Genomic DNA, 20,169 nt, shown 5'->3' on the forward strand with positions numbered 1-20,169 from the left:
TGGCCAAGGAGACCGACCCGGCGTCGAAGCGCGCACGCGGCACCCCACCGCCGGGCCTGGACGGCGAACTGACGCAGGCGCTGGTGAGCTCGCGCCGGTTCTTCACCCGGGCGGAGGTCTCCCCCGACCTGCGCACCCTGCACAGGACCGGCGGCCGTCAGGCGGACGACTTCTACCGGGACCGCTGGTCGCACGACAAGGTGGTGCGCTCGACCCACGGCGTGAACTGCACCGGCTCCTGCTCGTGGAAGGTGTACGTCAAGGACGGCATCATCACCTGGGAGGCCCAGCAGACCGACTATCCCTCGGTCGGCCCGGACCGCCCCGAGTACGAGCCGCGCGGCTGCCCGCGCGGCGCCGCGTTCTCCTGGTACACGTACTCGCCGACCCGCGTCCGCTACCCGTACGTGCGCGGTGTGCTGCTCCAGATGTACCGGGAGGCGAAGGCCCGGCTCGGCGATCCGGTCGCGGCCTGGGCGGACATCGTCTCCGACCCGGCGCGGGCCCGCCGGTACAAGGCCGCGCGCGGCAGGGGCGGCCTGGTGCGGACGAGCTGGGCGGAAGCGGTGGAGCTGGCCGCCGCCGCGCATGTGCACACCATCGAGGAGTACGGGCCCGACCGGCTGGCCGGGTTCTCGCCGATCCCGGCGATGTCGATGGTCTCGCACGCGGCGGGCGCCCGCTTCTACTCGCTCATCGGCGGCGTGATGCTGTCCTTCTACGACTGGTACGCGGACCTGCCGGTCGCCTCGCCGCAGGTCTTCGGCGACCAGACGGACGTACCGGAGTCGGGGGACTGGTGGGACGCCGGCTACCTGATCATGTGGGGCTCCAACCTGTCGGTGACCCGCACCCCGGACGCGCACTGGATGACCGAGGCCCGCTACCGCGGCCAGAAGGTCGTCGCGGTCAGCCCCGACTACGCGGACAACGTGAAGTTCGCCGACGAGTGGCTGCCCGCGCGGCCCGGCACCGACGGGGCCCTGGCGATGGCCATGGGCCACGTGGTGCTCAAGGAGTTCTTCGCCGACCGCCGCACCCCGTACTTCGAGGAGTACGTGAAGCGGTACACGGACCTGCCGTTCCTGGTCGTCCTGGACGAGCGCGGGCCGGGGACGTACGCGCCGGGCAAGTTCCTGACCGCGGCCGACCTCGGCGGGGAACCGGCCGCCGCCGAGCACGCGGAGTTCCGCACGGTCCTGCTGGACGGCGACGGCAGCCCGGTCGTCCCCGGCGGCACCCTCGGCGACCGGTTCGGCGAGAGCGGGGCCGGACGGTGGAACCTGGACCTGGGAGAGACCGACCCGCTGCTGTCGGCCGAGGGCGGCGGCGAGGCCCCGGTGGCGGTCGAACTGCCCCGCTTCGACGCCCCCGACGGCGGCGCGGGCGTGCTGCGGCGCGGCGTCCCGGTGCGGCGGATCGCCGGACTACTGGTCACCACGGTGTACGACCTGCTGCTCGCCCAGTACGGCGTGGCCCGCCCGGACTGCCCGGCCGCTGGCCTGCGTCGTACGACGACGCCGACGAGCCGTACACGCCCGCCTGGCAGGCCGCGATCACCGGCGTGGACGCGGAGCGGGCCGCGCGCATCGCCCGGGAGTTCGCCGTCAACGCCGAGGAGTCACGCGGCCGTTCGATGATCGTGATGGGCGCGGGCACCAACCACTGGTTCCACTCCGACACCATCTACCGGGCGTTCCTCACCCTCACGACACTGACCGGCTGCCAGGGCGTCAACGGCGGCGGCTGGGCCCACTACGTCGGCCAGGAGAAGGTCCGGCCGCTCACCGGCTACAACGTGCTCGCGACCGCCTCCGACTGGAACCGCCCGGCACGGCAGATGATCCAGACGGCGTACTGGTACCTGCACAGCGACCAGTTCCGCTACGACCCCTTCTCGGCCGACACCCTCGCGGCGGCCGGCGCGGGCGGCCCCTTCGCCGGGAGGACCACCGCGGACCTGATCGCCGCCTCCGCGCGCATGGGCTGGATGCCCTCCTACCCGACCTTCGACCGCAATCCGCTCGACCTCGCCGACGAGGCCGAGGCCGCCGGGCGCCCGGTCGCCGAGCACGTGGTGGAGGAACTGACTTCAGGACGGCTCGGGTTCGCGGGCGAGGACCCGGACGCTCCCGCCAACTTCCCGCGCGTCCTGACCATCTGGCGGGCCAACCTGCTCGGCTCCTCCGCGAAGGGCAACGAGTACTTCCTCAAGCACCTGCTCGGCACGGACTCCTCCGTCAGCGCCGCCGAGGCGCCGCCCGGCGCGCGGCCCCGGGACGTGAGATGGCGGAAGGAGGCACCCGTCGGAAAGCTGGACCTGCTGCTGACGCTGGACTTCCGCATGACCAGCACGACCGTCTTCTCGGACGTGGTGCTGCCCGCCGCCACCTGGTACGAGAAGCACGACCTGTCGAGCACCGACATGCACCCCTACGTGCACGCCTTCAGCCCGGCGATCGCACCGCCCTGGCAGACCCGCACCGACTGGGACGCCTTCACCACCCTGGCCCGCGAGTTCAGCAGGCTCTCCGCCACCCGCCTCGGCGTGCGCAAGGACGTGGTCGCCGCCCCGCTGCTGCACGACACCCCGGACGAACTGGCCACCCCGCACGGCCGCGTACGGGACTGGAGGGCAGGCGAGTGCACGCCCGAGCCCGGCCGCACCATGCCCAGGCTGGTCACCGTCGAACGCGACTACGGCGCCGTCGCCGAGAAGATGACCGCGCTCGGCCCGCTCCTGGACTCCCTGGGCGCCTCCACCAAGGGCGTCACCTTCCGCCTGGAGCGCGAACTGGACTATCTGCGGCACAAGAACGGCGCGGTGCGCGGGGGAGTGGCCGACGGGCGGCCCGCGCGCGCCCGGGACGTGCAGGCCTGCGAGACGATCCTCGCCCTGTCCGGCACCACCAACGGCCGGCTGGCCACCCAGGGCTTCCACACCCTCGAAGCCCGTACCGGGGTCCGGCTCGCCGACCTGGCCGCGGAGCACGAGGGCAAGCAGGTCACCTTCGCCGACACCCAGGAAGCCCCCGTGCCGGTCATCACCAGCCCCGAGTGGTCCGGTTCGGAGGCGGGCGGCCGCCGCTACGCGCCGTTCACCGTCAACGTCGAACGCGGAAAGCCGTGGCACACCCTCACCGGCCGCCAGCACTTCTACCTCGACCACGACTGGATGGCCGCGCTCGGCGAGCAACTCCCCGTCTACCGGCCGCCGCTGGACATGCACGCCCTGTTCGGCGAACCACGACTGGGAGAGACCGGCGAACTCGGGCTGACCGTGCGGTACCTGACCCCGCACAACAAGTGGTCCATCCACTCCGAGTACCAGGACAACCTGTTCATGCTGTCGCTGTCCCGGGGCGGACCCACCATCTGGATGAGCACCGAGGACGCGGCCAGGACCGGCGTGCGCGACAACGACTGGATCGAGGCGGTCAACCGCAACGGCGTCGTCGCCGCCCGCGCCGTCGTCTCGCACCGGATGCCGCGAGGCACCGTCTACATGCACCACGCCCAGGACCGCCTGATCGACGTGCCCCGCACCGAGACCACCGGCCGCCGCGGCGGCATCCACAACTCCCTCACCCGGCTGCTGATCAAGCCCAGCCATCTCATCGGCGGCTACGCCCAGTTGTCGTACGCCTTCAACTACCTCGGCCGGACCGGCAACCAGCGCGACGAGGTGACCGTCATCCGCCGCCGCGCCGACCAGGAGGTGACGTACTGACATGCGCCCCATGGCCCAGATGGCGATGGTGATGAACCTCGACAAGTGCATCGGCTGCCACACCTGCTCGGTCACACGACCCCGCGCCCGTCGACGCCGTCCTCCGCAAACTGGCCGCCATGCGCTCCTACATGCGCGACATCAACCTCGGCCGCGAACCCGACCCCGCCATCCCGAGGTCGGTCGGGATGGAGGAGGAGCAGATGTACGACATGTACCGGCTGCTGGCCCTGGCCAAGTACGACGAGCGGTACGTCATCCCGCCCGCGCACGCCGAACAGGCCCACGACCTGGAGGAGTCGGTCACCGAGTGCAGCCTGGACTACGAGGGCGGCCCCGGCATGGGAGGCTCCGGGCCCTTCGGCGAGACCTCCGGCGGCGCGGCGCCGGTCGCCGTGGAGAACTACCGGGCCCTGCGTGACCGGCAGACCTCCGACACCCCGGCCGCCCCCGTCGACAAGGACACCCGCGTCAACCTGCTCAACTGGGACGGCAAGGGCTCCCCACCCGGTCTGTTCCCGCCCCCGGACCGGGCCGCCGGTGCCGACGGCGACGGGCAGGCCGGGCCGAAACCATGAGAAGGAGACCCGGGACCGCACCGGCCCGCACCGAGCCCTGGCACCCCGGCGCCTGGCAGGTCCAGTCCCTGCTGCTCGCCTACCCGGACGAGGAGTTCCCCGAGCGGCTGTCCCTGGCTCGCCGCGCGGCCGCCGCCCTGCCCGACCACGTCCGCGCCCCCCTGCTCCGCTTCACCGGGCACGCCGAGCGCACGCCGGCCGGAGAACTCGCCGCCGCCTACGTCGCCACCTTCGACCACCGCAAGCGCTGCTGCCCCTACCTGACCTACTACGCGCACGGCGACACCCGCAGGCGCGGCGTCGCGCTGCTCCGCCTGAAGCAGGCCTACGCCGCCGCCGGACTGCGCCTCGCCGACCACGAACTGCCCGACCACCTCGCCGTCGTCCTGGAGTTCGCGGCCGCGGAACCGGCCACCGGACACCGCCTGCTCACCGAGCACCGCGCCGGTCTCGAACTGCTCCGCCTGGCCCTGCGCGCCGAGGACTCGCCCTGGACGGGCGTACTGGAGTCCGTCTCCGCCACGCTGCCGCCACTGAAGGGCGACGAACAGCAGGCGGTCGCCCGGCTCGCCGCCGAGGGCCCGCCAGAGGAACAGGTCGGGCTCGCCCCCTACACGCCACCCCAGTTCATGCCCGGCTCGGCAGGAGGCCCGCGATGACGACCGCACCCGCGCAGCCCCTCACCGCGGCGGCCCAGACCGGCACCGGCAGCATCCTGCTGTGGGTGGTGGTGCCCTACCTCGCCCTCGCCGTCTTCGTCCTCGGGCACATCTGGCGCTACCGCTACGACAAGTTCGGCTGGACCACCCGCTCCTCGCAGCTCTACGAGAAACGGCTGCTGCGGATCGGCAGCCCGCTGTTCCACTTCGGCATCCTCGTCGTGATCCTCGGCCACATCGGCGGGCTGGTCGTCCCCGAGAGCTGGACGCGTGCGGTCGGCATCAGCGAGACCACGTACCACTGGCTGGTCGTCGTCCTCGGCACCGTCGCCGGGGTGTGCACGGTGGGCGGTCTCGCCATCCTCATCTACCGCCGCCGCACGGTGGGTCCGGTGTTCTCCGCCACCACGCGCAACGACAAGGCGATGTACGTCTCCCTCACCGTGACCATCGCGCTCGGCCTGTCCGCCACCGTCGCCGCCACCGTCGTCGGCCGGGGCTACAACTACCGGCAGACCATCTCCCCCTGGTTCCGGTCCATCTTCGCCGTGCAACCGCGCCCGGACCTGATGAGCGGCGTGCCGCTGCTCTTCCAGCTCCACGCCCTCAGCGCCATGCTGCTCTTCGCCGCCTGGCCCTTCACCCGCCTGGTCCACATGCTCACCGCGCCGATCGGCTACCTCACCCGCCCCTACATCGTCTACCGCAGCCGAGACCCCCGCCTCGGCACAAGACCACCACGCCGCGGCTGGGAACGCATCGGATGACGGCGCGCGGCGCCACCGTAATTCGGTGGCGCCGCTTCACGACGCTCCCCTACGGTGAGGCGCGCGACCAGCGGAGGGCCACGGCCGTCGCTGCCGGTCGGCTTCGGTGTGCTGAGCTCTCGTGAGTTCTTTGTTGAGGAAGAGGAGGTGTGACCCATGGCTGTCTCGGTGATGGGCGCTGCCCGCAATCCCAGGATCATCCACTCCACCTCCGCGGCCACCGGCTGACACCACCTGCCACGCCCGCGCACACCCGCGCGGGCCGTCGGGGCCGCCCTCGTGAAGGGTTCCCCCTTGCGTTCCTCCGCTCCGTCCGTTTCTTCCCTTCCTTCTTCCGTCTCACCGCACCCTCTCGCCCCCTACGGCTGGGACGAGGGCTGGGAGACGGTCTTCACCCCGTACACCGCCGAAGGCCTGCTGCCGGGCCGGGTGATCCGCGTCGACCGGGGACAGTGCGACGTCGTCACCGCCGGCGGTGTGCTGCGCGCGGACACCGCGTTCGTCACCCCGCACGACCCGATGCGGGTGGTGTGCACCGGTGACTGGGTCGCCGTCGAGCCCGGCGGCAACCCGCGTTACGTCCGTACGACGCTGCCGCGCCGCACCGCCTTCGTGCGCTCCACCTCCTCCAAGCGGTCCGAGGGGCAGATCCTCGCCGCCAACGTCGACCACGCGATCATCGCGGTGTCCCTCGCGGTCGAACTCGACCTCGGCCGTATCGAGCGCTACCTGGTGCTGGCCTGGGAATCGGGCGCGCAGCCGCTGATCGTGCTGACCAAGGCCGACCTCGTGCCCGACGCGACGGGGCTGGGGTACCTCGTCCAGGACGTGGAGACGAGCGCGCCCGGCGTGCCCGTGCTGCCCGTCAGCGCCCTGACCGGGGACGGTCTCGACGTCCTCCTCGCCGTCGTCTCCTCGGGCACGTCCGTGCTGCTCGGCTCGTCCGGAGCGGGCAAGTCCACGCTCGCGAACGTGCTGCTCGGCGACGACGTCATGGTCGTGCAGGCCGCGCGGGACGTCGACGGCAAGGGCCGGCACACGACCACCACCCGCAACCTGCTCGCGCTGCCCGGCGGCGGTGTGCTGATCGACACCCCGGGGCTGCGCGGAGTGGGCCTGTGGGACGCCGAGAGCGGGGTCGGACAGGTGTTCTCGGAGATCGAGGAGCTGGCGGGGCGGTGCCGGTTCCAGGACTGCGCCCACGACAGCGAGCCCGGGTGCGCGGTGCTCTCCGCCGTCGACGCCGGTGAGCTGCCCCAGCGGCGGCTGGAGAGCTACCGCAAGCTCCTGCGCGAGAACCAGTGGATCGTCGCCAAGACCGACGCGCGGCTGCGCTCGGAGATCCGACGGGACTGGAAGCGCAAGGGCGCCGAGGGCCGGGCGGCGATGGAGGCCAAGCGGGGGCGGTGGCGCTAGGCAGAGTCTTTCCGAACGTCCGATCGTTGCCGCCGCCTGCGGGTCGTGCCCGGGGCGGGCGGTGGCGGGATCACCGCCAGGTGCTGGAAGGCATCGCGTCCGCGTTGTCAGCTGCCCGCCGGAGGGCGACTCGGGTCGATGACGCGGAGGGGCGGGGGGACACGCCGGGGATGGACGGCGTGTCCCAGGTCGTGGCCTGGACGGGGGATGAGGGTGCGGCGGATGGCGATGAGGGCGACGTCGTCGGCGAGGCCGCCGCCGGTGTAGTCGATCAGGTCGCGCTGGATCTTGTGCAGCAGTGCTTCGGGGTTGTGGTCGGTCCACTGGGCGACGCGTTCCGCGAAGGGGTAGAACGCGCCGTGCCGGTCGCGGGCCTCGATGACACCGTCGGTGTACAGGAGCAGGGTGTCGCCCGGGCCGAAGGGCAGGACGTCCAGGTCGTGGTCGTCGGGGTCCGTCAGGCCGACACCGAGTGGCGGCGCGGGGCTGAGGCTGGGTACGGTCACGCCGTTGTCCGGTCCGAACAGTATGGGTGCCGGGTGGCCGCAGCTGATGATCCGGATGACTGGCTCGTCGTCGGGGATCTCCAGCAGGAAAGCGGTGACGAAGCGTTCTCCCGTTTCGCCGTCGTGCTCGAAGTCGGCGAGGTAGCGGGCGATGCTGCGCTCCAGGGCGGCGGCGAGCTGGGGCAGGGAGGCGTGCTGGTGGGCGGCCTCCCGGAAGGCGCCGAGCAGGAGGGCGGCCTCACCGACGGCGGGCAGGCCCTTGCCGCGCACGTCACCGATCATCACGCGGGCCGCGCCGTCGGTGCGGGCGGCGGCATAGAGGTCCCCGCCGATCTCGGCCTCCTCCTCGGCGGCCAGATAGAGGCAGGCGAGCTGCAGCGGACCCAGCCGGGTGGGAAGCGGCCACAGCAGGACGTGCTGGGCGGCCTCGGCCACCGTTCTCACCCGGGCCAGCTGACGCCTGTGCCGGTCACGCGCCACGCAGAAGGAGACCACCACCGTCGACAGCACCGCCAGAGCGGCCATCTCGACCAGCACGTTCCGGGACAGCAACCGACCGTCATGCCAGCCTACGAATCCCTGGACCATGACGGTCAGGGCCCCGATGCCACTGGTCATCCAGGGGCCTGCGAACCACGCGGTGAGTGCGGGCGCGATCACCAGCAGGGGGCCGAGGACGATGTCGGCCGGGGTCACGATGTCCGAGACCGTGATGACCACGATGAGCGCAACCGGTATCAGCAGCAGCAGGTGGCTCGACTGCCACGGCTGCCGGAGGCCGACGACACGCTGATTTTTTGCGCCCATGACTTCCCCAGTGTGCAACTGCGTGCGCCGGTGTGGCGAGTGCCCCCACGGCATCGCCGATGATCTTGAGTGGGAGTCGGCGGCCCGGGCGGCGGACGCTCCGGCACCGACCCGGCGCGTATCAGCGCGCCGGACCGCGGTGCCGCACGGTGCAGCCGATCAGGCGACGGAGTGGGTGATGGTGCCGCTGTACTGGCCGACGGGAGCGTTGGCGGGCACGGTGATGACCACGGTCGGGTTCCAGCTGCAGCTCTCGTTGCCGCTCGACCCCGTGTAGGAGAACGCCGTGCGCGCCGCGTTCAGCGTGACCTGGCTGCCGGCACCGCTCTGTCCTGGACGGCACGTTCCGGGGGACGATTCGGCGGTGGCGGGTCCGGACCAGTACGCGATGTCGCCGGTGGGGATCGTGCCGCCCGTGGTGGTCAGCGCCGTGGCGGTCACGGTGACCGTCCACTCCGGCTCCTGCTGGCCGGTGACGGTGACGGTGCCCAGTTGGGCGCTGTGTGTGCTGCCGGCCGAGGCCGCGCCCAGATTGGCGGTGGCCGGCACGCTGATCGTGAGGTCCGCGTCCGCCGGAGCACGGGTGGGGGGCGGCTCCGCGTCCCGCGAGGACGGGGCCGCGTCCGGGGACCTCGGCGCGCGGGTCATGGCGGAGGTTCCCTGCTCCGTCTCTGCCGCGTTCGGCGTGCCGGAGCCTTCCACGGGCATGATCGGCGCGGAGGCCGAGGGCGACGGGGAAGGCTGGATGACCGCCGTGAGCAGGGCGGTGGTGAGCAGGATGCGAGTGTGCACAAATGTCCGTCGATGCTGTGGTGTGTGGTCAGGAGGAGGTGTTCCGGCCGCGTCTGCGTACGGCGAGTACGCCCAGACCGAGGGCCGCGAGGGCGGCGCCACCTCCCGCCCAGAGGCGGCGGTGGGAACCGACGGAGGCGATCATCGCCTGTACCGGCCGCCCGTCTCCGGCGTCGGGGAAGGAGAGGCGCCCGGTGGCGGTGTGCTCGACGAGTCCGCTGCGCAGGGTGACCTCCGCCGTCCAGGGCCCATCGGGAATGCGGCTGCCGAGAGCGAAGGTGATCTCGCCGGTGTGGCCGGGTGCGAGCGTGGGTCCCTGACTGCCGGCGAAGGGCCCTGCCGCCAGACCGTCCGGGCCGTTCCTCAGCATCAGCCTGCCGCTGAGGTCCACGGCCCGCGCCCCGGTGTTGCGCACCCGGGCCCGGAGCCGGGGCAGGCCGCCGCGGTCGCGAGCGGGGACGAGGCCGGTGATCCGGAAGTCGGAGGCCGGTTCGCCGCCGGGACCGATGTCGACATAGACGCGGACGCCGACCCGCTGGACCATGGCGATGTTGGCGTCCCCGTGCGGGGCCGAGCGGTGCTGGGCCCAGATCACGCCGTAGCGTTCGCCTTCCGAGGCCCTTCGGGGCACGCGGATGGTGGCCCGCACCCGTGCCGTGCTGTGCGGGTGCAGTTCGAGGCGGGCGGGCTCCAGGGAGATCCAGTGGGCGAGTTCGTTGCGCCTGCCGTCCGGGGGGTAGACGAACCTGCCCTTGTGGATGCCCGCCTTCCCGGCGTACATGCCCAACCTGAGCGGTTCGGAGCTGTCGTTGACGACCTCGAGTCTTCGGCGGATCGTACTGCCGGGCGCCAGGTGGTCGATGATGTAACTGGAGGCACGCGGGTCGTCCCTGCGCTCGACGGGGGCTTCGAGCAGCTTGATGCCCAGGGTGATCCGGGGGACGTCCGGCGCCGGGTGTGCCGTGGCGGCGGCGGGCAGGATGAACAGCCCAGCCGCCGCCAGGATTGCCAGAACTCGCTTCATGGTGCTGTCAGGCCACCGAGTGTGTGATCGTGCCGGTGTACGCGCCGGAGGCGACGGTGCTGGGGACGTTCACGATCACCGTCGGGTCCCAGGAGGCGCTGTTGGCGCCGCCACCCGCGGTGTGCGCGAACGCCGTCTGCGCGGAGGAGAGTGCGACGGCCGCGGCGGCGGTGGGCTGGCCCGGAGTGAAGGTCCCACTGCCGTTGGTGCTGGTGGCGGGCCCCGACCAGTACTCGACGTTGCTGTCGGGATGGACTGGTTGGCACCGCCGGCGCCGGTGGTGAAGGCCGTGGACGTCACCGTCGCCGTCCACGGAGCGGGCACAACACCGCGCTGGTCGTTGACCGTTACCGCGCCGAGCTGGCCGGTCGCCGTCCCACCGAAGGTGGTGTTCGACAACGCCGCGGACGCCGGTGTGCTCACGGCCAGGGCCCCACCCTGCACGGTGAACGTGACTGCTGTGTCCTGGGCTTGAGCCGAAGGCGTCACCGCGGCCAGCACGAGCACGGCGGCTCCGACAGCCACCGCGGGCAAAGTTCTCATCTGCGTTCTTCCGAAGATCAGTTGGCCCACAGAGGTACCAGTGCTGCCGCCGCGGCGCCCGTAGGCTCCGACAGGACGCGTACACGGACACCCGCAGGTACCAATCCCGTACGCGTGTCACGCCGGGCGCGGTGTCCGATTTCCGCCAGCGGCACCCCCGCGCGGAGGCGGACACTGGACGGCGTGATGGACGAGGACAGCAGGTACGAGGCCGTACGCAGCCGGGACGGCCGGTTCGACGGGGAGTTCTTCTTCGCCGTCGAGACGACCGGGATCTACTGCCGTCCCAGCTGCCCGGCCGTCACCCCCAAACGGCACCACGTGCGGTTCTACGCCACGGCAGCCGCCGCGCAGGGCGAGGGCTTCCGCGCCTGCCGGCGCTGCCGGCCGGACGCGGTGCCCGGCTCCGCCGACTGGAACGTCCGGGCCGACGCCGTCGGGCGGGCCATGCGGCTGATCGGCGACGGCGTGATCGACCGGGAGGGCGTCGCCGGACTCGCCGCGCGGCTCGGCTACAGCGAGCGGCAGGTGCGCCGGCAGCTCACCGCCGAGCTGGGCGCCGGGCCCGTCGCGCTCGCCCGCACCCAGCGGGCCCACAGCGCGCGCGTCCTGCTCCAGACCACGGACCTGCCGGTCACCCGGATCGCGTTCGCGGCCGGGTTCGCCAGCGTGCGGCAGTTCAACGACACGATGCGGTCCGTCTACGCCGCGACCCCCAGCGAGCTGCGCGACACCGCCCGCAGCCCCCGGGGCCGCCGCCCCGCGGCACCCACCGCGGGCATCCCGCTGCGGCTCGCCCACCGGGGCCCCTACCAGTCCGGGCCCGTCTTCGACCTGCTGGAGCACGAGGCCGTGCCCGGCGTCGAGGAGATCGGCGGCACGCCCGGCCGGCGGACCTACCGGCGCACCCTGCGCCTGCCGTACGGCACCGGGACCGTCGCCGTGGACGAGCGCTCCGGCGCGCCGCGGGCCGGGTCCGGTGCCCATCCCGGCGGCTGGCTGGAGGCCCGGCTCCACCTGACCGACCCGCGCGATCTGACCACGGCCGTGCAGCGGCTGCGCCGGCTGTTCGACCTGGACGCCGACCCGTACGCCGTCGACGAGCGGCTCGGCGCGGACCCGCGGCTGGCCCCGCTGGTCGCCGCCCGGCCAGGACTGCGCTCGCCGGGCTCGGCGGACCCGCCGGAGACGGCGATCCGCGCGCTGGTGGGTCCGGCGGCCGCCGCGGAGCTGGTACAGCGCCACGGCAAGGCCCTGGACGCGCCCAGCGGCACGCTGACCCACCTCTTCCCCGAGCCGGACGTCCTCGCCGGGGCCGAGCCGGACAGCCCCCTGGGCGCCCTGGCCGCCGCCCTCGCCGACGGCACGGTACGGCTCGACCCCGGCGCCGACCGCGACGACACACACCGGGCGCTGCTCGCCCTGCCCGGCCTGGATCCGGCCACGGCCGCCGCCATCCGCACCCGCGCCCTCGGCGACCCCGACGTGGCACCGCCCGGCGCGGACACCCCCGAAAGCTGGCGCCCCTGGCGCTCGTACGCCCTGCGGCACCTGTGCGCCGCCGGAGAGCTGGAGACGACCCCATGACCACGCACACCGCCCTTACCGGTACGACGTACTGGACCACCCTCGACAGCCCGCTGTGCCCGCTGCTGCTGACCGCCGACTCCACCGGCGCGCTGAGCTCGCTGTCCGTGCCCGGCCAGAAGGGCGGTCGCGAGGTCCAGGCCGCCTGGCGGCAGGACGCCGGGCCCTTCCGCGAGGCGGAGGAACAGCTACGGGCCTACTTCGCCGGTGAACTCAAGGAGTTCCGGCTGCCGTTGCGTACCTCCGGCACCGCGTTCCGGGAGCGGGTGTGGGCCGCCCTCGACGACGTTCCGTACGGCTCGACGGCCACGTACGGCGAGATCGCCGCGCGGATCGGCGCTCCCCGCGCCGCTGTTCGGGCCGTCGGCGGAGCCATCGGCGCCAACCCGCTTCTCCTGCTGCGCCCCTGCCACCGCGTGATCGGCGCGGACGGTTCCCTGACCGGGTACGCGGGCGGGCTCGAACGGAAGGTGCGGCTCCTCACCCTGGAGGGCGCGTTGTAAGCGCGTCAGCCGTGGCGCTCGCGGGCCACCCAGCCCCGTTCGTAGGCGTGCCAGCCCAGTTGGAGCCGGGTGCTCACCTCGGTCAGCTCCATCAGCCGCTTCACCCGGCGCTGCACGGTCCGCAGGCCCAGGTCGAGCTGCTTGGCGACGCTCGCGTCGGTCAGCCCGGCCAGCAGCAGCGACAGAACCTCCAGGTCGATGGCGTCGGGGCCGTCCGGTCCCTCCTCGGTCACACCGGACTCCCCGAGCCGCAGCGGCAGCGCCTGCCGCCATACCGACTCGAACAGCCCGTACAGCAGCTCCAGCAGGCCGCTGGCGTGCACGACCAGCGCGGTGGGCTCCGGGGTGTGCGAGGTGAGGGGCACCATGGCGAGCGTGCCGTCGGCGATGACCAGTTTGGTCGGCACGGTCTCGACGACCCGCACCTGTTCGTCGCGGCTGAGCGCGGCGGTCAGCTCCGCGACGCCGTTCGGCCGGTCCAGTACGGCGCGCTCCAGCACCACCCGGTAGCGGACCCCGCGGGCGACCGCCTGCTCCTCGGCGTGGTTCTCCAGCGAGGAGACGGCGATCGGGTTGCCCGTGACCAGCGCGCACACCTCCTCGCTGGCCCCGAGCTGGAGCTGGAGGAAGCGCTGCGCGACCGCGGGGGCACCGGTGACCACCTCGACCAGGTCGTGCACGGCGGGCTCGGAGGCCGCGGCGCGGAACTCCTCGGCGAGCAGCGCGGCGGCCAGTTCCGCCTTCTCCAGCTCGTGGCGGTGCTGGGTGAGCAGTGCGCCCAGCGCCACCCCGGGTGGCGCGGCCACCCAGCGGCCGGGCCGGGCCGGGGACTGGGCCGCGAGTCCGTGCCGTTCCAGGCGGCGCAGGGCGTGCTCGGTGTCCCGCTCGCCGAGCGTCAGCCGGCGCGCGAGATCGGGGACCTCGGCGGCGCCCACGGACACCAGGGCCCGGTACGCCGCCTCGTGTGTCTCGTCCAGGCCTATCGCTGCCAGCATCAGCTGCTGTCCCTCCCCTTTCGGATCCCCGGCATCACGTTCCGCGGCGCGTCGGCGGTGGCGGGAAACAGCCACGGCGCAAACCCGCCGCGGCACATCATCGCTGTACCACCGGTCACTCTGACAAGGTGGCGCCACCGAAGCACCGAAGGGTGCCCGGTGTCCGGCCACCGGCGTGGCCTGCGCGGATACGCGCCAGGTGCGGTGGCTGGGCTGTTTGGCGGCCCTGCCCGCGGTGCCCGGTCCGGACACGCGGGCCGCGTCGGGGGTGTTCCGGACGGCGGGGTTTCGGCCGACCGGGCCATGATGTCGCCGGGCGGCTCATCCGTGGGGGGTGGAGCCACCCGGCGACTTCGTCCGGATTTCCCGATGCCCCGTTCCCACAGGGCCCGTGCGGTGGACAATTGGCGGCATGAGCCAGCAGGGGGGAAGTCCCACCGGTCAAGAGGACGACTGGTGGGGCCAGTTGTACAACGACTCCGCCGGGGACACCGGCCCCGCGTCCGAGGCCGACACCCTGGACGACCGCTTCGCCTCAGCGACCGGAACACTGGGCGCCCCCTCCCGGGGCACACCACCACCCACCCCGGACAACGCCCCGGCCCCGGAACGGGACTGGTGGCGCGACACCCCCGACCCCGTCCCGGAGGCCCCGCCCCCGGGGACGGACCGGCCCTCCGCCCCGGCCGACGGCCCGGCTCCGGGGGCTGCCTGGGGGTCCGGGGCTGTGACGGCCGGACGGGCGTCGGGCGACGGGGCGGCTTCGGGGGTGGCCGGGGACGACGGGCGCGTGGCGTCGGAGTGGGTGGCTCGACCGCCCGCTTCCGCCGAGGGGGTGGACGAGAGCCAGTCGCCGGACTCCGCCGAGTCGACGTCCTGGGGCGTCACCGGCTCCGGTGCGGGCGGCTCCTCGCCCAGGAACGCCGCCGACCCGGCCGGCCCCGCCGCGAGGCGGCCTCCGTCCTCGTCCCCTCCTCCGTCCGCGCCTCCGTGGCCGTCTTCGCTCCCTCCGTCGTCGCCTCCGCCTGCGCCTGCTTCTCCGTCCGCGCCTGGTGCTCCGCCACCGCCCTCGCCTCCGCGCGGGTCCGTGCCCTCGCCGGCTTCTCCGCCTCCGTCCGCGCCTGCTTCTCCGCCACCGTCCCCTCCTCCGCACACGCCTGCTTCTCCGCCACCGTCCCCTCCTCCGCACACGCCCGCTTCTCCGCCTCCGTCCGCGCCTCCGCGGGCGTCCGTGCCCTCGCCCGCTTCTCCGCCTCCGTACGCGCCCTCCGTCCCGCCCGCTCGTTCGTCCTCGCCCCCTGCCTCACCTCCGTCCGCCCGGCCGTTCCCGTCCGCTTCTCCGTCCGCCGCCGCGCCTCCGCCGCCCGCCGCGCCTCCCTCGCCGCCGGAACCTCCGGCCGTCGGGGCCGTGGGCGGCTCCGGGCCTGAGGCGGCCCGTGGGGCGGCGTACGCCGCACCGGGTGCCCGGAGCACCGACCTCACCGTCCGTCACGTCGGAGCCCGGCCGCCCACCTACGCGGCCGAGCCCACCGCGTTGCCGATGGCCGATCCGGAGGGGCTGGACGACGTGGTGCCGGACACCGTGCTGGACGGGGCCGCGTACGGGAGCTGCACGTTGCGGGCCGTGTCGGTGCGGGGCGACTCCGCCAGGTTTCGGGGCGAGTCGCGGCGCGACGCGATGCTCACCGTGCGCTTCGGCGCGGGGGACCAGGCACTCGTGCTGGTCGCGATGGCCACCGGCGCCCGCGCCGCCCCGGGGGCGCACCGCGCGGCCGCCGAGGTGTGCCGGTGGATCGCCGAGTCCGTGGGCCGCAGCCACGCACGGCTGACCGAGGACATCCGCGCCGCCCGGCGCGGCGACCTGAAGTCCGGCCTGCACCGCCTCACCGACCGCAGCCTCGGCAGACTCCGCGCGGACGCCGCCGAACAGGGCGTCGATCCGGGGCAGTACTCAGCCGGCCTGCGCTGCCTGCTCCTGCCCGCCGACCCCGAATGCCGCGTGCGCGTGTTCTTCGGCGTCGGTCCCGGCGGCCTGTTCCGGCTGCGCGAGGGCGAGTGGCAGGACATCGAACCCGGCGTCACCGAGACGCCCGGTCACCCCGTGGTCGGCTTCGGCTCGCCGCCGTCCGAGACCCCGGACGGCGACCGGCTCACCATCGACCTCGGCATCACCACCCCGCCCAACCCGTACGACCCGGCCCCCGAACCGCCTCGCGAACCCTTCCGCTTCCGCGCTTCCGTGGCCCAACCGGGTGACACGCTGCTGATGTGCACCGCCGGTCTGGCCGACCCGCTCCGCGGCGAGCCCGAGCTGTGCGCCCACCTCGCCCGACGGTGGTCCGACCCCGCCCCGCCGGGCCTCGCCGCGTTCCTGGCGGACGCCCAGGCGCGGGTCAAGGGATACGCGGACGACCGTACGGCCGCCGCCGTGTGGGAGGCGTGAGCGCCTGGGCTGTGCCTTCATGGAGGCGGAGGATCCGCGGCAGACCGAAGGGGTGCCCGAGAGCCATGGCCAAGCAGAGCGTCGCAGAGCAGTTCGTCGACATCCTCGTCCGCGCCGGAGTCAAACGCCTGTACGGCGTGGTCGGGGACAGCCTGAACCCGGTCGTCGACGCGGTCCGCCGCAACGCCGCCATCGACTGGATCCACGTCCGCCACGAGGAGACCGCCGCCTTCGCGGCCGGCGCCGAGGCCCAGATCACGGGACATCTGACGGCCTGCGCCGGCTCCTGCGGGCCCGGCAACCTGCACCTGATCAACGGCCTGTACGACGCCCACCGCTCCATGGCCCCGGTCCTCGCCCTCGCCTCGCACATCCCCTCCGGCGAGATCGGCCTCGGCTACTTCCAGGAGACCCACCCCGACCGGCTGTTCGCCGATTGCAGCCACTACAGCGAACTGATCTCCAACCCCAAGCAGATGCCCCGGCTGCTCCAGACGGCCATCCAGAACGCGGTGGGGCGCCGCGGCGTCAGCGTGGTGGCACTGCCCGGCGACATCGCCGCCGAGCCCGCGCCCGAACGGGCCGCCGAGACCGCCATCGTCACCTCCCGGCCCACCGTCCGGCCCGGCGACGCCGAGATCGACCGGCTCGTCGAGATGATCGACGAGGCCGACCGGATCACCCTCTTCTGCGGCAGCGGCACGGCGGGCGCGCACGCCGAGGTGATGGAGTTCGCCGAGCGCATCAAGTCCCCGGTCGGGCACGCGCTGCGCGGCAAGGAGTTCATCCAGTACGACAACCCGTACGACGTCGGCATGAGCGGACTGCTCGGCTACGGCGCCGCCTACGAGGCCACCCACGAGTGCGACCTGCTGATCCTGCTCGGCACGGACTTCCCGTACAACGCCTTCCTGCCCACCGATGTGAAGATCGCCCAGGTCGACGTCCGGCCGGAGAACCTCGGCCGCCGTTCCCGCCTCGACCTCGCGGTGTGGGGCGATGTGAAGGAGACCCTGCGCTGCCTCGTGCCGAGGGTGCGGGTCAAGGCCGACCGGCGTTTTCTGGACCGGATGCTGAAGAAGCACGCGGACGCGCTGGAGGGGGTCGTCAAGGCGTACACGAGGAAGGTGGACAAGCACGTCCCGATCCACCCCGAGTACGTGGCCGCTGTCCTGGACGAAGTGGCCGACGACGACGCCGTGTTCACCATCGACACCGGCATGTGCAATGTCTGGGGCGCCCGCTACATCTCGCCCAACGGGCGCCGCCGCGTCATCGGTTCCTTCTCGCACGGCTCGATGGCCAACGCGCTGCCGATGGCGATCGGCGCGCAGTTCACCGACCGCCGCCGCCAGGTCGTGTCCATGTCCGGGGACGGCGGATTCGCCATGCTGATGGGCGACTTCCTGACCCTGGTGCAGTACGACCTGCCCGTGAAGGTCGTCCTGTTCAACAACTCCTCCTTGGGCATGGTGGAGTTGGAGATGATGGTGGCGGGCCTGCCCTCCTACGGGACGGCCATGAAAAACCCCGACTTCGCCGCCGTCGCCCGCGCCTGCGGCGCCCACGGCGTCCGGGTGGAGAAGCCGAAGCATCTCGCGGGCGCCCTGAAGGAGGCATTCAGCCACAAGGGCCCCGCCCTCGTGGACGTCGTCACCGACCCCAACGCCCTGTCGATCCCGCCGAAGATCAGGGCCGAGATGGTGACCGGGTTCGCACTGTCGGCCTCGAAGATGGTCCTGGACGGAGGCGTCGGCCGCATGGTGCAGATGGCCCGCTCCAACCTGCGCAACATGCCCCGGCCATAGTGAGCTGCCGCGTCGCGCCGGCCACCGCACTGACCGAAACCGAGGCGCCGTACGAAAGCGTCGTACTTCGGCCAAGTTCCACTGGGGTTGTCCGAACGCCCGGGCATCGGGCATTCGGCATGACTGACGTGTGCTCCATGGGGCATGGATCTCCGTGAACGTGTTCGAACCGTAGGGGAACCGACATCGGCACGCGGACGGGGGACATGGAGACGCAGGCGCGAGGGGGCGGTCCCGCCATGGTCGGGGCCTCCTCGGCTCGGACGGCGGAGGAACAGACGGAAAGAGCGGCGGGCGGCTTACCCGGCCGGCCCGCGCCGCCCCAGCTCAGGTGCAGGCTGGGACGGGCCGATCTCAAGGCGGTGCCCGAGGCGCGACGGGCGCTGCGCGCACTGCTGCGCCACTGGGGCGGGCCGGGCACGTCGGACGTCGCGGAACTGCTCACCAGCGAGCTGGTCACCAACGCGCTCGTCCACACCGACGCCGACGCGGTCCTCACGGCCACCGTGTCCACGCACGGACTGCGCGTGGAGGTACGGGACTTCGTCGCCCGACGGCCTCGGCCCCGGGCCCAGGGGACGGGCGAGAGCACCGGCGGGCGTGGCCTGGTCCTGGTGCAGTCCCTCGCGGACACATGGGGCGTGTGCATGCACGGCGTCGGAAAGTCCGTCTGGTTCGAACTGGGCGCCCAGGCCGCGTGAAACGGGTGGGGCGCGGCCCGCACGGCCGCGCCCCACCCGTCACCGGTCGGATCGACCGGCTCCTAGCCGAACTGCTGCTCCAGGTCCTTGAGCTTGCGCTCCAGGGAGTCGAGACGCGGCAAAGCCATTGTGTCGTCCTCCGCGGTGAGGTCGACGGCGCCGCTCTCGGAACCCTTGCGGACGGGCTGCAGGGACGGGCGCGTGAGCGCCGGAAGCTCCGCCGCCGCTATGGCAGGCTCCGTGGTGACCTGGCTGGAGCCGCGCTCCAGGGCCTGCTGCTCCGTCTGCCGGCCGCCGCGCCCGACGAAGCCGCGGTGGCCCCGGCTGAGCGCCTTCAGCTGCGCCCGCTCCATGCGCTCCTGCTCGCGCCGCAGTCGCCGGTTCTCCGTCTTCTGGCGCTCGTCCTCGCGCACCTCTTCGACCGCCTCGTCCAGGCTGCGCACGCCCTCCAGGAGCATCAGCGACCAGGCCTTGTAGGTCTCACGCGGCGCCCGCAGCCAGCGCACCATGCGGATCTGCGGCAGGGGGCGCGGCACCAGACCCTGCTCGCGCAGGGCGGCCCGGCGGGTCTGCTTCAGCGCGCGGTCGAACAGGACCGCGGCCGAGAGCGACATGCCCGCGAAGAAGTGCGGCGCCCCCGCGTGGTCGAGGCCCCTGGGCGCGTGCACCCAGTTGAACCAGGCCGCGGCGGCGGCGAACATCCACACGAGTATCCGGGAGCCGAGCGCCGCGTCACCGTGGCTGGCCTCGCGCACCGCGAGCACGGAACAGAACATCGCCGCGCCGTCCAGGCCGAACGGCACGAGGTACTGCCAGCCGCCACTCAGGCCGAGGTTCTGCTCGCCGAAGCCGACCAGGCCGTGGAAGGAGAGCGCGGCGGCCACCGCCGCACAGCAGAACAGCAGTACGTAGGAGGCCGTGCCGTAGACGGCCTCCTTGCGCCTGCGGCGCTCCTCGCTGCGCTCCCACGAGTCGTCCGCGCTCGCGTTCTCCCCGGAGGAGCGCTTGCCGCGCACGAGCACCGCAACCGCCGTCAGCACGCCCAGGAGCAGCACGGCGCCCGGAAGCAGCCAATTCAGCGATATGTCGGTCAGTCTCATCTGGGGTCCCTTGCATTGGGATAGGGCGTAACGCCCGCCATAGTGACCCAATCCCATCGGCCCTCAGGGGTTTTCGGGGCAAGAGGCCGCCAAGGAGGTGCAAGGGGATGCCCGGGGCGGCGTTCTGCTCGAACTGCCGCTTGAGGGGCGGGAGTTGAGTTCGAATAAGACTACCCATACGGATGGTTCCGCGGATAGTTCCCGCGGCAG

Annotated in this window: 15 protein-coding genes and 1 pseudogene; 10 read left to right on the plus strand and 6 right to left on the minus strand. The window is 72.8% G+C overall.

Annotated elements, in window-relative coordinates:
• Positions 1-56: 56 nt before the first annotated feature.
• From OIE49_RS28245 to rsgA, 5 genes and pseudogenes are all read left to right on the plus strand, one after another.
• Positions 57-3,730, plus strand: a pseudogene (locus OIE49_RS28245) (nitrate reductase subunit alpha).
• 119 nt (positions 3,731-3,849) lie between these two features.
• A complete protein-coding gene (locus OIE49_RS28250; RefSeq protein WP_401790556.1) occupies positions 3,850-4,308 on the plus strand; it encodes a hypothetical protein in 459 nt (152 codons plus the stop codon).
• Positions 4,305-4,967: a nitrate reductase molybdenum cofactor assembly chaperone gene (gene narJ / locus OIE49_RS28255; RefSeq protein ID WP_326804727.1), complete on the plus strand. Its 663-nt coding sequence runs from the start codon at positions 4,305-4,307 to the stop codon at positions 4,965-4,967. Before OIE49_RS28250 ends, narJ begins: the two co-directional genes overlap by 4 nt.
• A complete protein-coding gene (gene narI, locus OIE49_RS28260) occupies positions 4,964-5,734 on the plus strand; it encodes a respiratory nitrate reductase subunit gamma (protein WP_326804728.1) in 771 nt (256 codons plus the stop codon). The genes narJ and narI overlap by 4 nt, the downstream gene beginning before the upstream one ends.
• Before the next feature lie 294 nt (positions 5,735-6,028).
• Positions 6,029-7,150: a ribosome small subunit-dependent GTPase A gene (rsgA, locus tag OIE49_RS28265; RefSeq protein ID WP_326804729.1), complete on the plus strand. Its 1,122-nt coding sequence runs from the start codon at positions 6,029-6,031 to the stop codon at positions 7,148-7,150.
• A gap of 107 nt (positions 7,151-7,257) precedes the next feature.
• Here rsgA and OIE49_RS28270 read toward each other — a convergent pair whose 3' ends face one another.
• From OIE49_RS28270 to OIE49_RS28285, 4 genes are all read right to left on the minus strand, one after another.
• Positions 7,258-8,463 (minus strand): PP2C family protein-serine/threonine phosphatase, encoded by a 1,206-nt coding sequence (locus tag OIE49_RS28270; RefSeq protein WP_326804730.1) that lies wholly within the window; start codon positions 8,461-8,463, stop codon positions 7,258-7,260.
• Between the two features lie 159 nt (positions 8,464-8,622).
• On the minus strand, positions 8,623-9,255 hold the full coding sequence (locus OIE49_RS28275) for a hypothetical protein (protein WP_326804731.1): 633 nt from the start codon (positions 9,253-9,255) through the stop codon (positions 8,623-8,625).
• A gap of 28 nt (positions 9,256-9,283) precedes the next feature.
• Positions 9,284-10,279: a COG1470 family protein gene (locus tag OIE49_RS28280; protein WP_326804732.1), complete on the minus strand. Its 996-nt coding sequence runs from the start codon at positions 10,277-10,279 to the stop codon at positions 9,284-9,286.
• Positions 10,280-10,286: 7 nt separating this feature from the next.
• Positions 10,287-10,592: a hypothetical protein gene (locus OIE49_RS28285; protein ID WP_326804733.1), complete on the minus strand. Its 306-nt coding sequence runs from the start codon at positions 10,590-10,592 to the stop codon at positions 10,287-10,289.
• A gap of 416 nt (positions 10,593-11,008) precedes the next feature.
• Between OIE49_RS28285 and OIE49_RS28290 the strand changes: the two genes are divergently transcribed.
• Together OIE49_RS28290 and OIE49_RS28295 are read left to right on the plus strand one after the other, a co-directional pair.
• The gene (locus tag OIE49_RS28290; protein WP_326806347.1) at positions 11,009-12,409 is read left to right on the plus strand and encodes an AlkA N-terminal domain-containing protein; all 1,401 of its coding nucleotides are present in this window, start codon (positions 11,009-11,011) and stop codon (positions 12,407-12,409) included.
• Positions 12,406-12,912: a methylated-DNA--[protein]-cysteine S-methyltransferase gene (locus OIE49_RS28295; RefSeq protein ID WP_326804734.1), complete on the plus strand. Its 507-nt coding sequence runs from the start codon at positions 12,406-12,408 to the stop codon at positions 12,910-12,912. The genes OIE49_RS28290 and OIE49_RS28295 overlap by 4 nt, the downstream gene beginning before the upstream one ends.
• A gap of 5 nt (positions 12,913-12,917) precedes the next feature.
• Here the strand turns inward: OIE49_RS28295 and OIE49_RS28300 are convergent, their stop codons facing one another.
• A complete protein-coding gene (locus OIE49_RS28300; protein WP_326804735.1) occupies positions 12,918-13,907 on the minus strand; it encodes a helix-turn-helix domain-containing protein in 990 nt (329 codons plus the stop codon).
• Positions 13,908-14,319: 412 nt separating this feature from the next.
• On the opposite strand from OIE49_RS28300, the gene OIE49_RS28305 reads away from it, so the two are divergent.
• The 3 genes from OIE49_RS28305 to OIE49_RS28315 all read left to right on the plus strand — a co-directional run bounded on the left by OIE49_RS28305 (position 14,320) and on the right by OIE49_RS28315 (position 18,859).
• A complete protein-coding gene (locus OIE49_RS28305) occupies positions 14,320-16,350 on the plus strand; it encodes a protein phosphatase 2C domain-containing protein (protein WP_326804736.1) in 2,031 nt (676 codons plus the stop codon).
• A gap of 65 nt (positions 16,351-16,415) precedes the next feature.
• Positions 16,416-18,158 (plus strand): pyruvate dehydrogenase, encoded by a 1,743-nt coding sequence (locus tag OIE49_RS28310; protein ID WP_100566458.1) that lies wholly within the window; start codon positions 16,416-16,418, stop codon positions 18,156-18,158.
• A gap of 206 nt (positions 18,159-18,364) precedes the next feature.
• The gene (locus OIE49_RS28315; RefSeq protein WP_100566459.1) at positions 18,365-18,859 is read left to right on the plus strand and encodes an ATP-binding protein; all 495 of its coding nucleotides are present in this window, start codon (positions 18,365-18,367) and stop codon (positions 18,857-18,859) included.
• Positions 18,860-18,921: 62 nt separating this feature from the next.
• On the opposite strand, the gene OIE49_RS28320 is transcribed toward OIE49_RS28315, so the two are convergent.
• Positions 18,922-19,959, minus strand: coding sequence for a DUF2637 domain-containing protein (locus OIE49_RS28320; RefSeq protein ID WP_326804737.1), 1,038 nt, complete (start codon positions 19,957-19,959; stop codon positions 18,922-18,924).
• Positions 19,960-20,169 lie beyond the last annotated feature (210 nt).

The sequence above is a fragment of the Streptomyces sp. NBC_01788 genome, from assembly GCF_035917575.1.
Taxonomy (GTDB): Bacteria; Actinomycetota; Actinomycetes; order Streptomycetales; family Streptomycetaceae; genus Streptomyces.

What these genes read in the sequence shown, in the direction of transcription:
- OIE49_RS28280 (WP_326804732.1), bottom strand. Translation starts at nt 10,279, where the DNA reads ATGAAGCGAGTTCTGGCAATCCTGGCGGCGGCTGGGCTGTTCATCCTG.
- OIE49_RS28300 (WP_326804735.1), bottom strand. Translation starts at nt 13,907, where the DNA reads ATGCTGGCAGCGATAGGCCTGGACGAGACACACGAGGCGGCGTACCGG.
- OIE49_RS28250 (WP_401790556.1), top strand. Translation starts at nt 3,850, where the DNA reads ATGCGCTCCTACATGCGCGACATCAACCTCGGCCGCGAACCCGACCCC.
- OIE49_RS28295 (WP_326804734.1), top strand. Translation starts at nt 12,406, where the DNA reads ATGACCACGCACACCGCCCTTACCGGTACGACGTACTGGACCACCCTC.
- OIE49_RS28320 (WP_326804737.1), bottom strand. Translation starts at nt 19,959, where the DNA reads ATGAGACTGACCGACATATCGCTGAATTGGCTGCTTCCGGGCGCCGTG.
- OIE49_RS28270 (WP_326804730.1), bottom strand. Translation starts at nt 8,463, where the DNA reads ATGGGCGCAAAAAATCAGCGTGTCGTCGGCCTCCGGCAGCCGTGGCAG.
- narJ (WP_326804727.1), top strand. Translation starts at nt 4,305, where the DNA reads ATGAGAAGGAGACCCGGGACCGCACCGGCCCGCACCGAGCCCTGGCAC.
- OIE49_RS28290 (WP_326806347.1), top strand. Translation starts at nt 11,009, where the DNA reads ATGGACGAGGACAGCAGGTACGAGGCCGTACGCAGCCGGGACGGCCGG.
- OIE49_RS28315 (WP_100566459.1), top strand. Translation starts at nt 18,365, where the DNA reads ATGGAGACGCAGGCGCGAGGGGGCGGTCCCGCCATGGTCGGGGCCTCC.
- OIE49_RS28305 (WP_326804736.1), top strand. Translation starts at nt 14,320, where the DNA reads ATGAGCCAGCAGGGGGGAAGTCCCACCGGTCAAGAGGACGACTGGTGG.
- narI (WP_326804728.1), top strand. Translation starts at nt 4,964, where the DNA reads ATGACGACCGCACCCGCGCAGCCCCTCACCGCGGCGGCCCAGACCGGC.
- OIE49_RS28310 (WP_100566458.1), top strand. Translation starts at nt 16,416, where the DNA reads ATGGCCAAGCAGAGCGTCGCAGAGCAGTTCGTCGACATCCTCGTCCGC.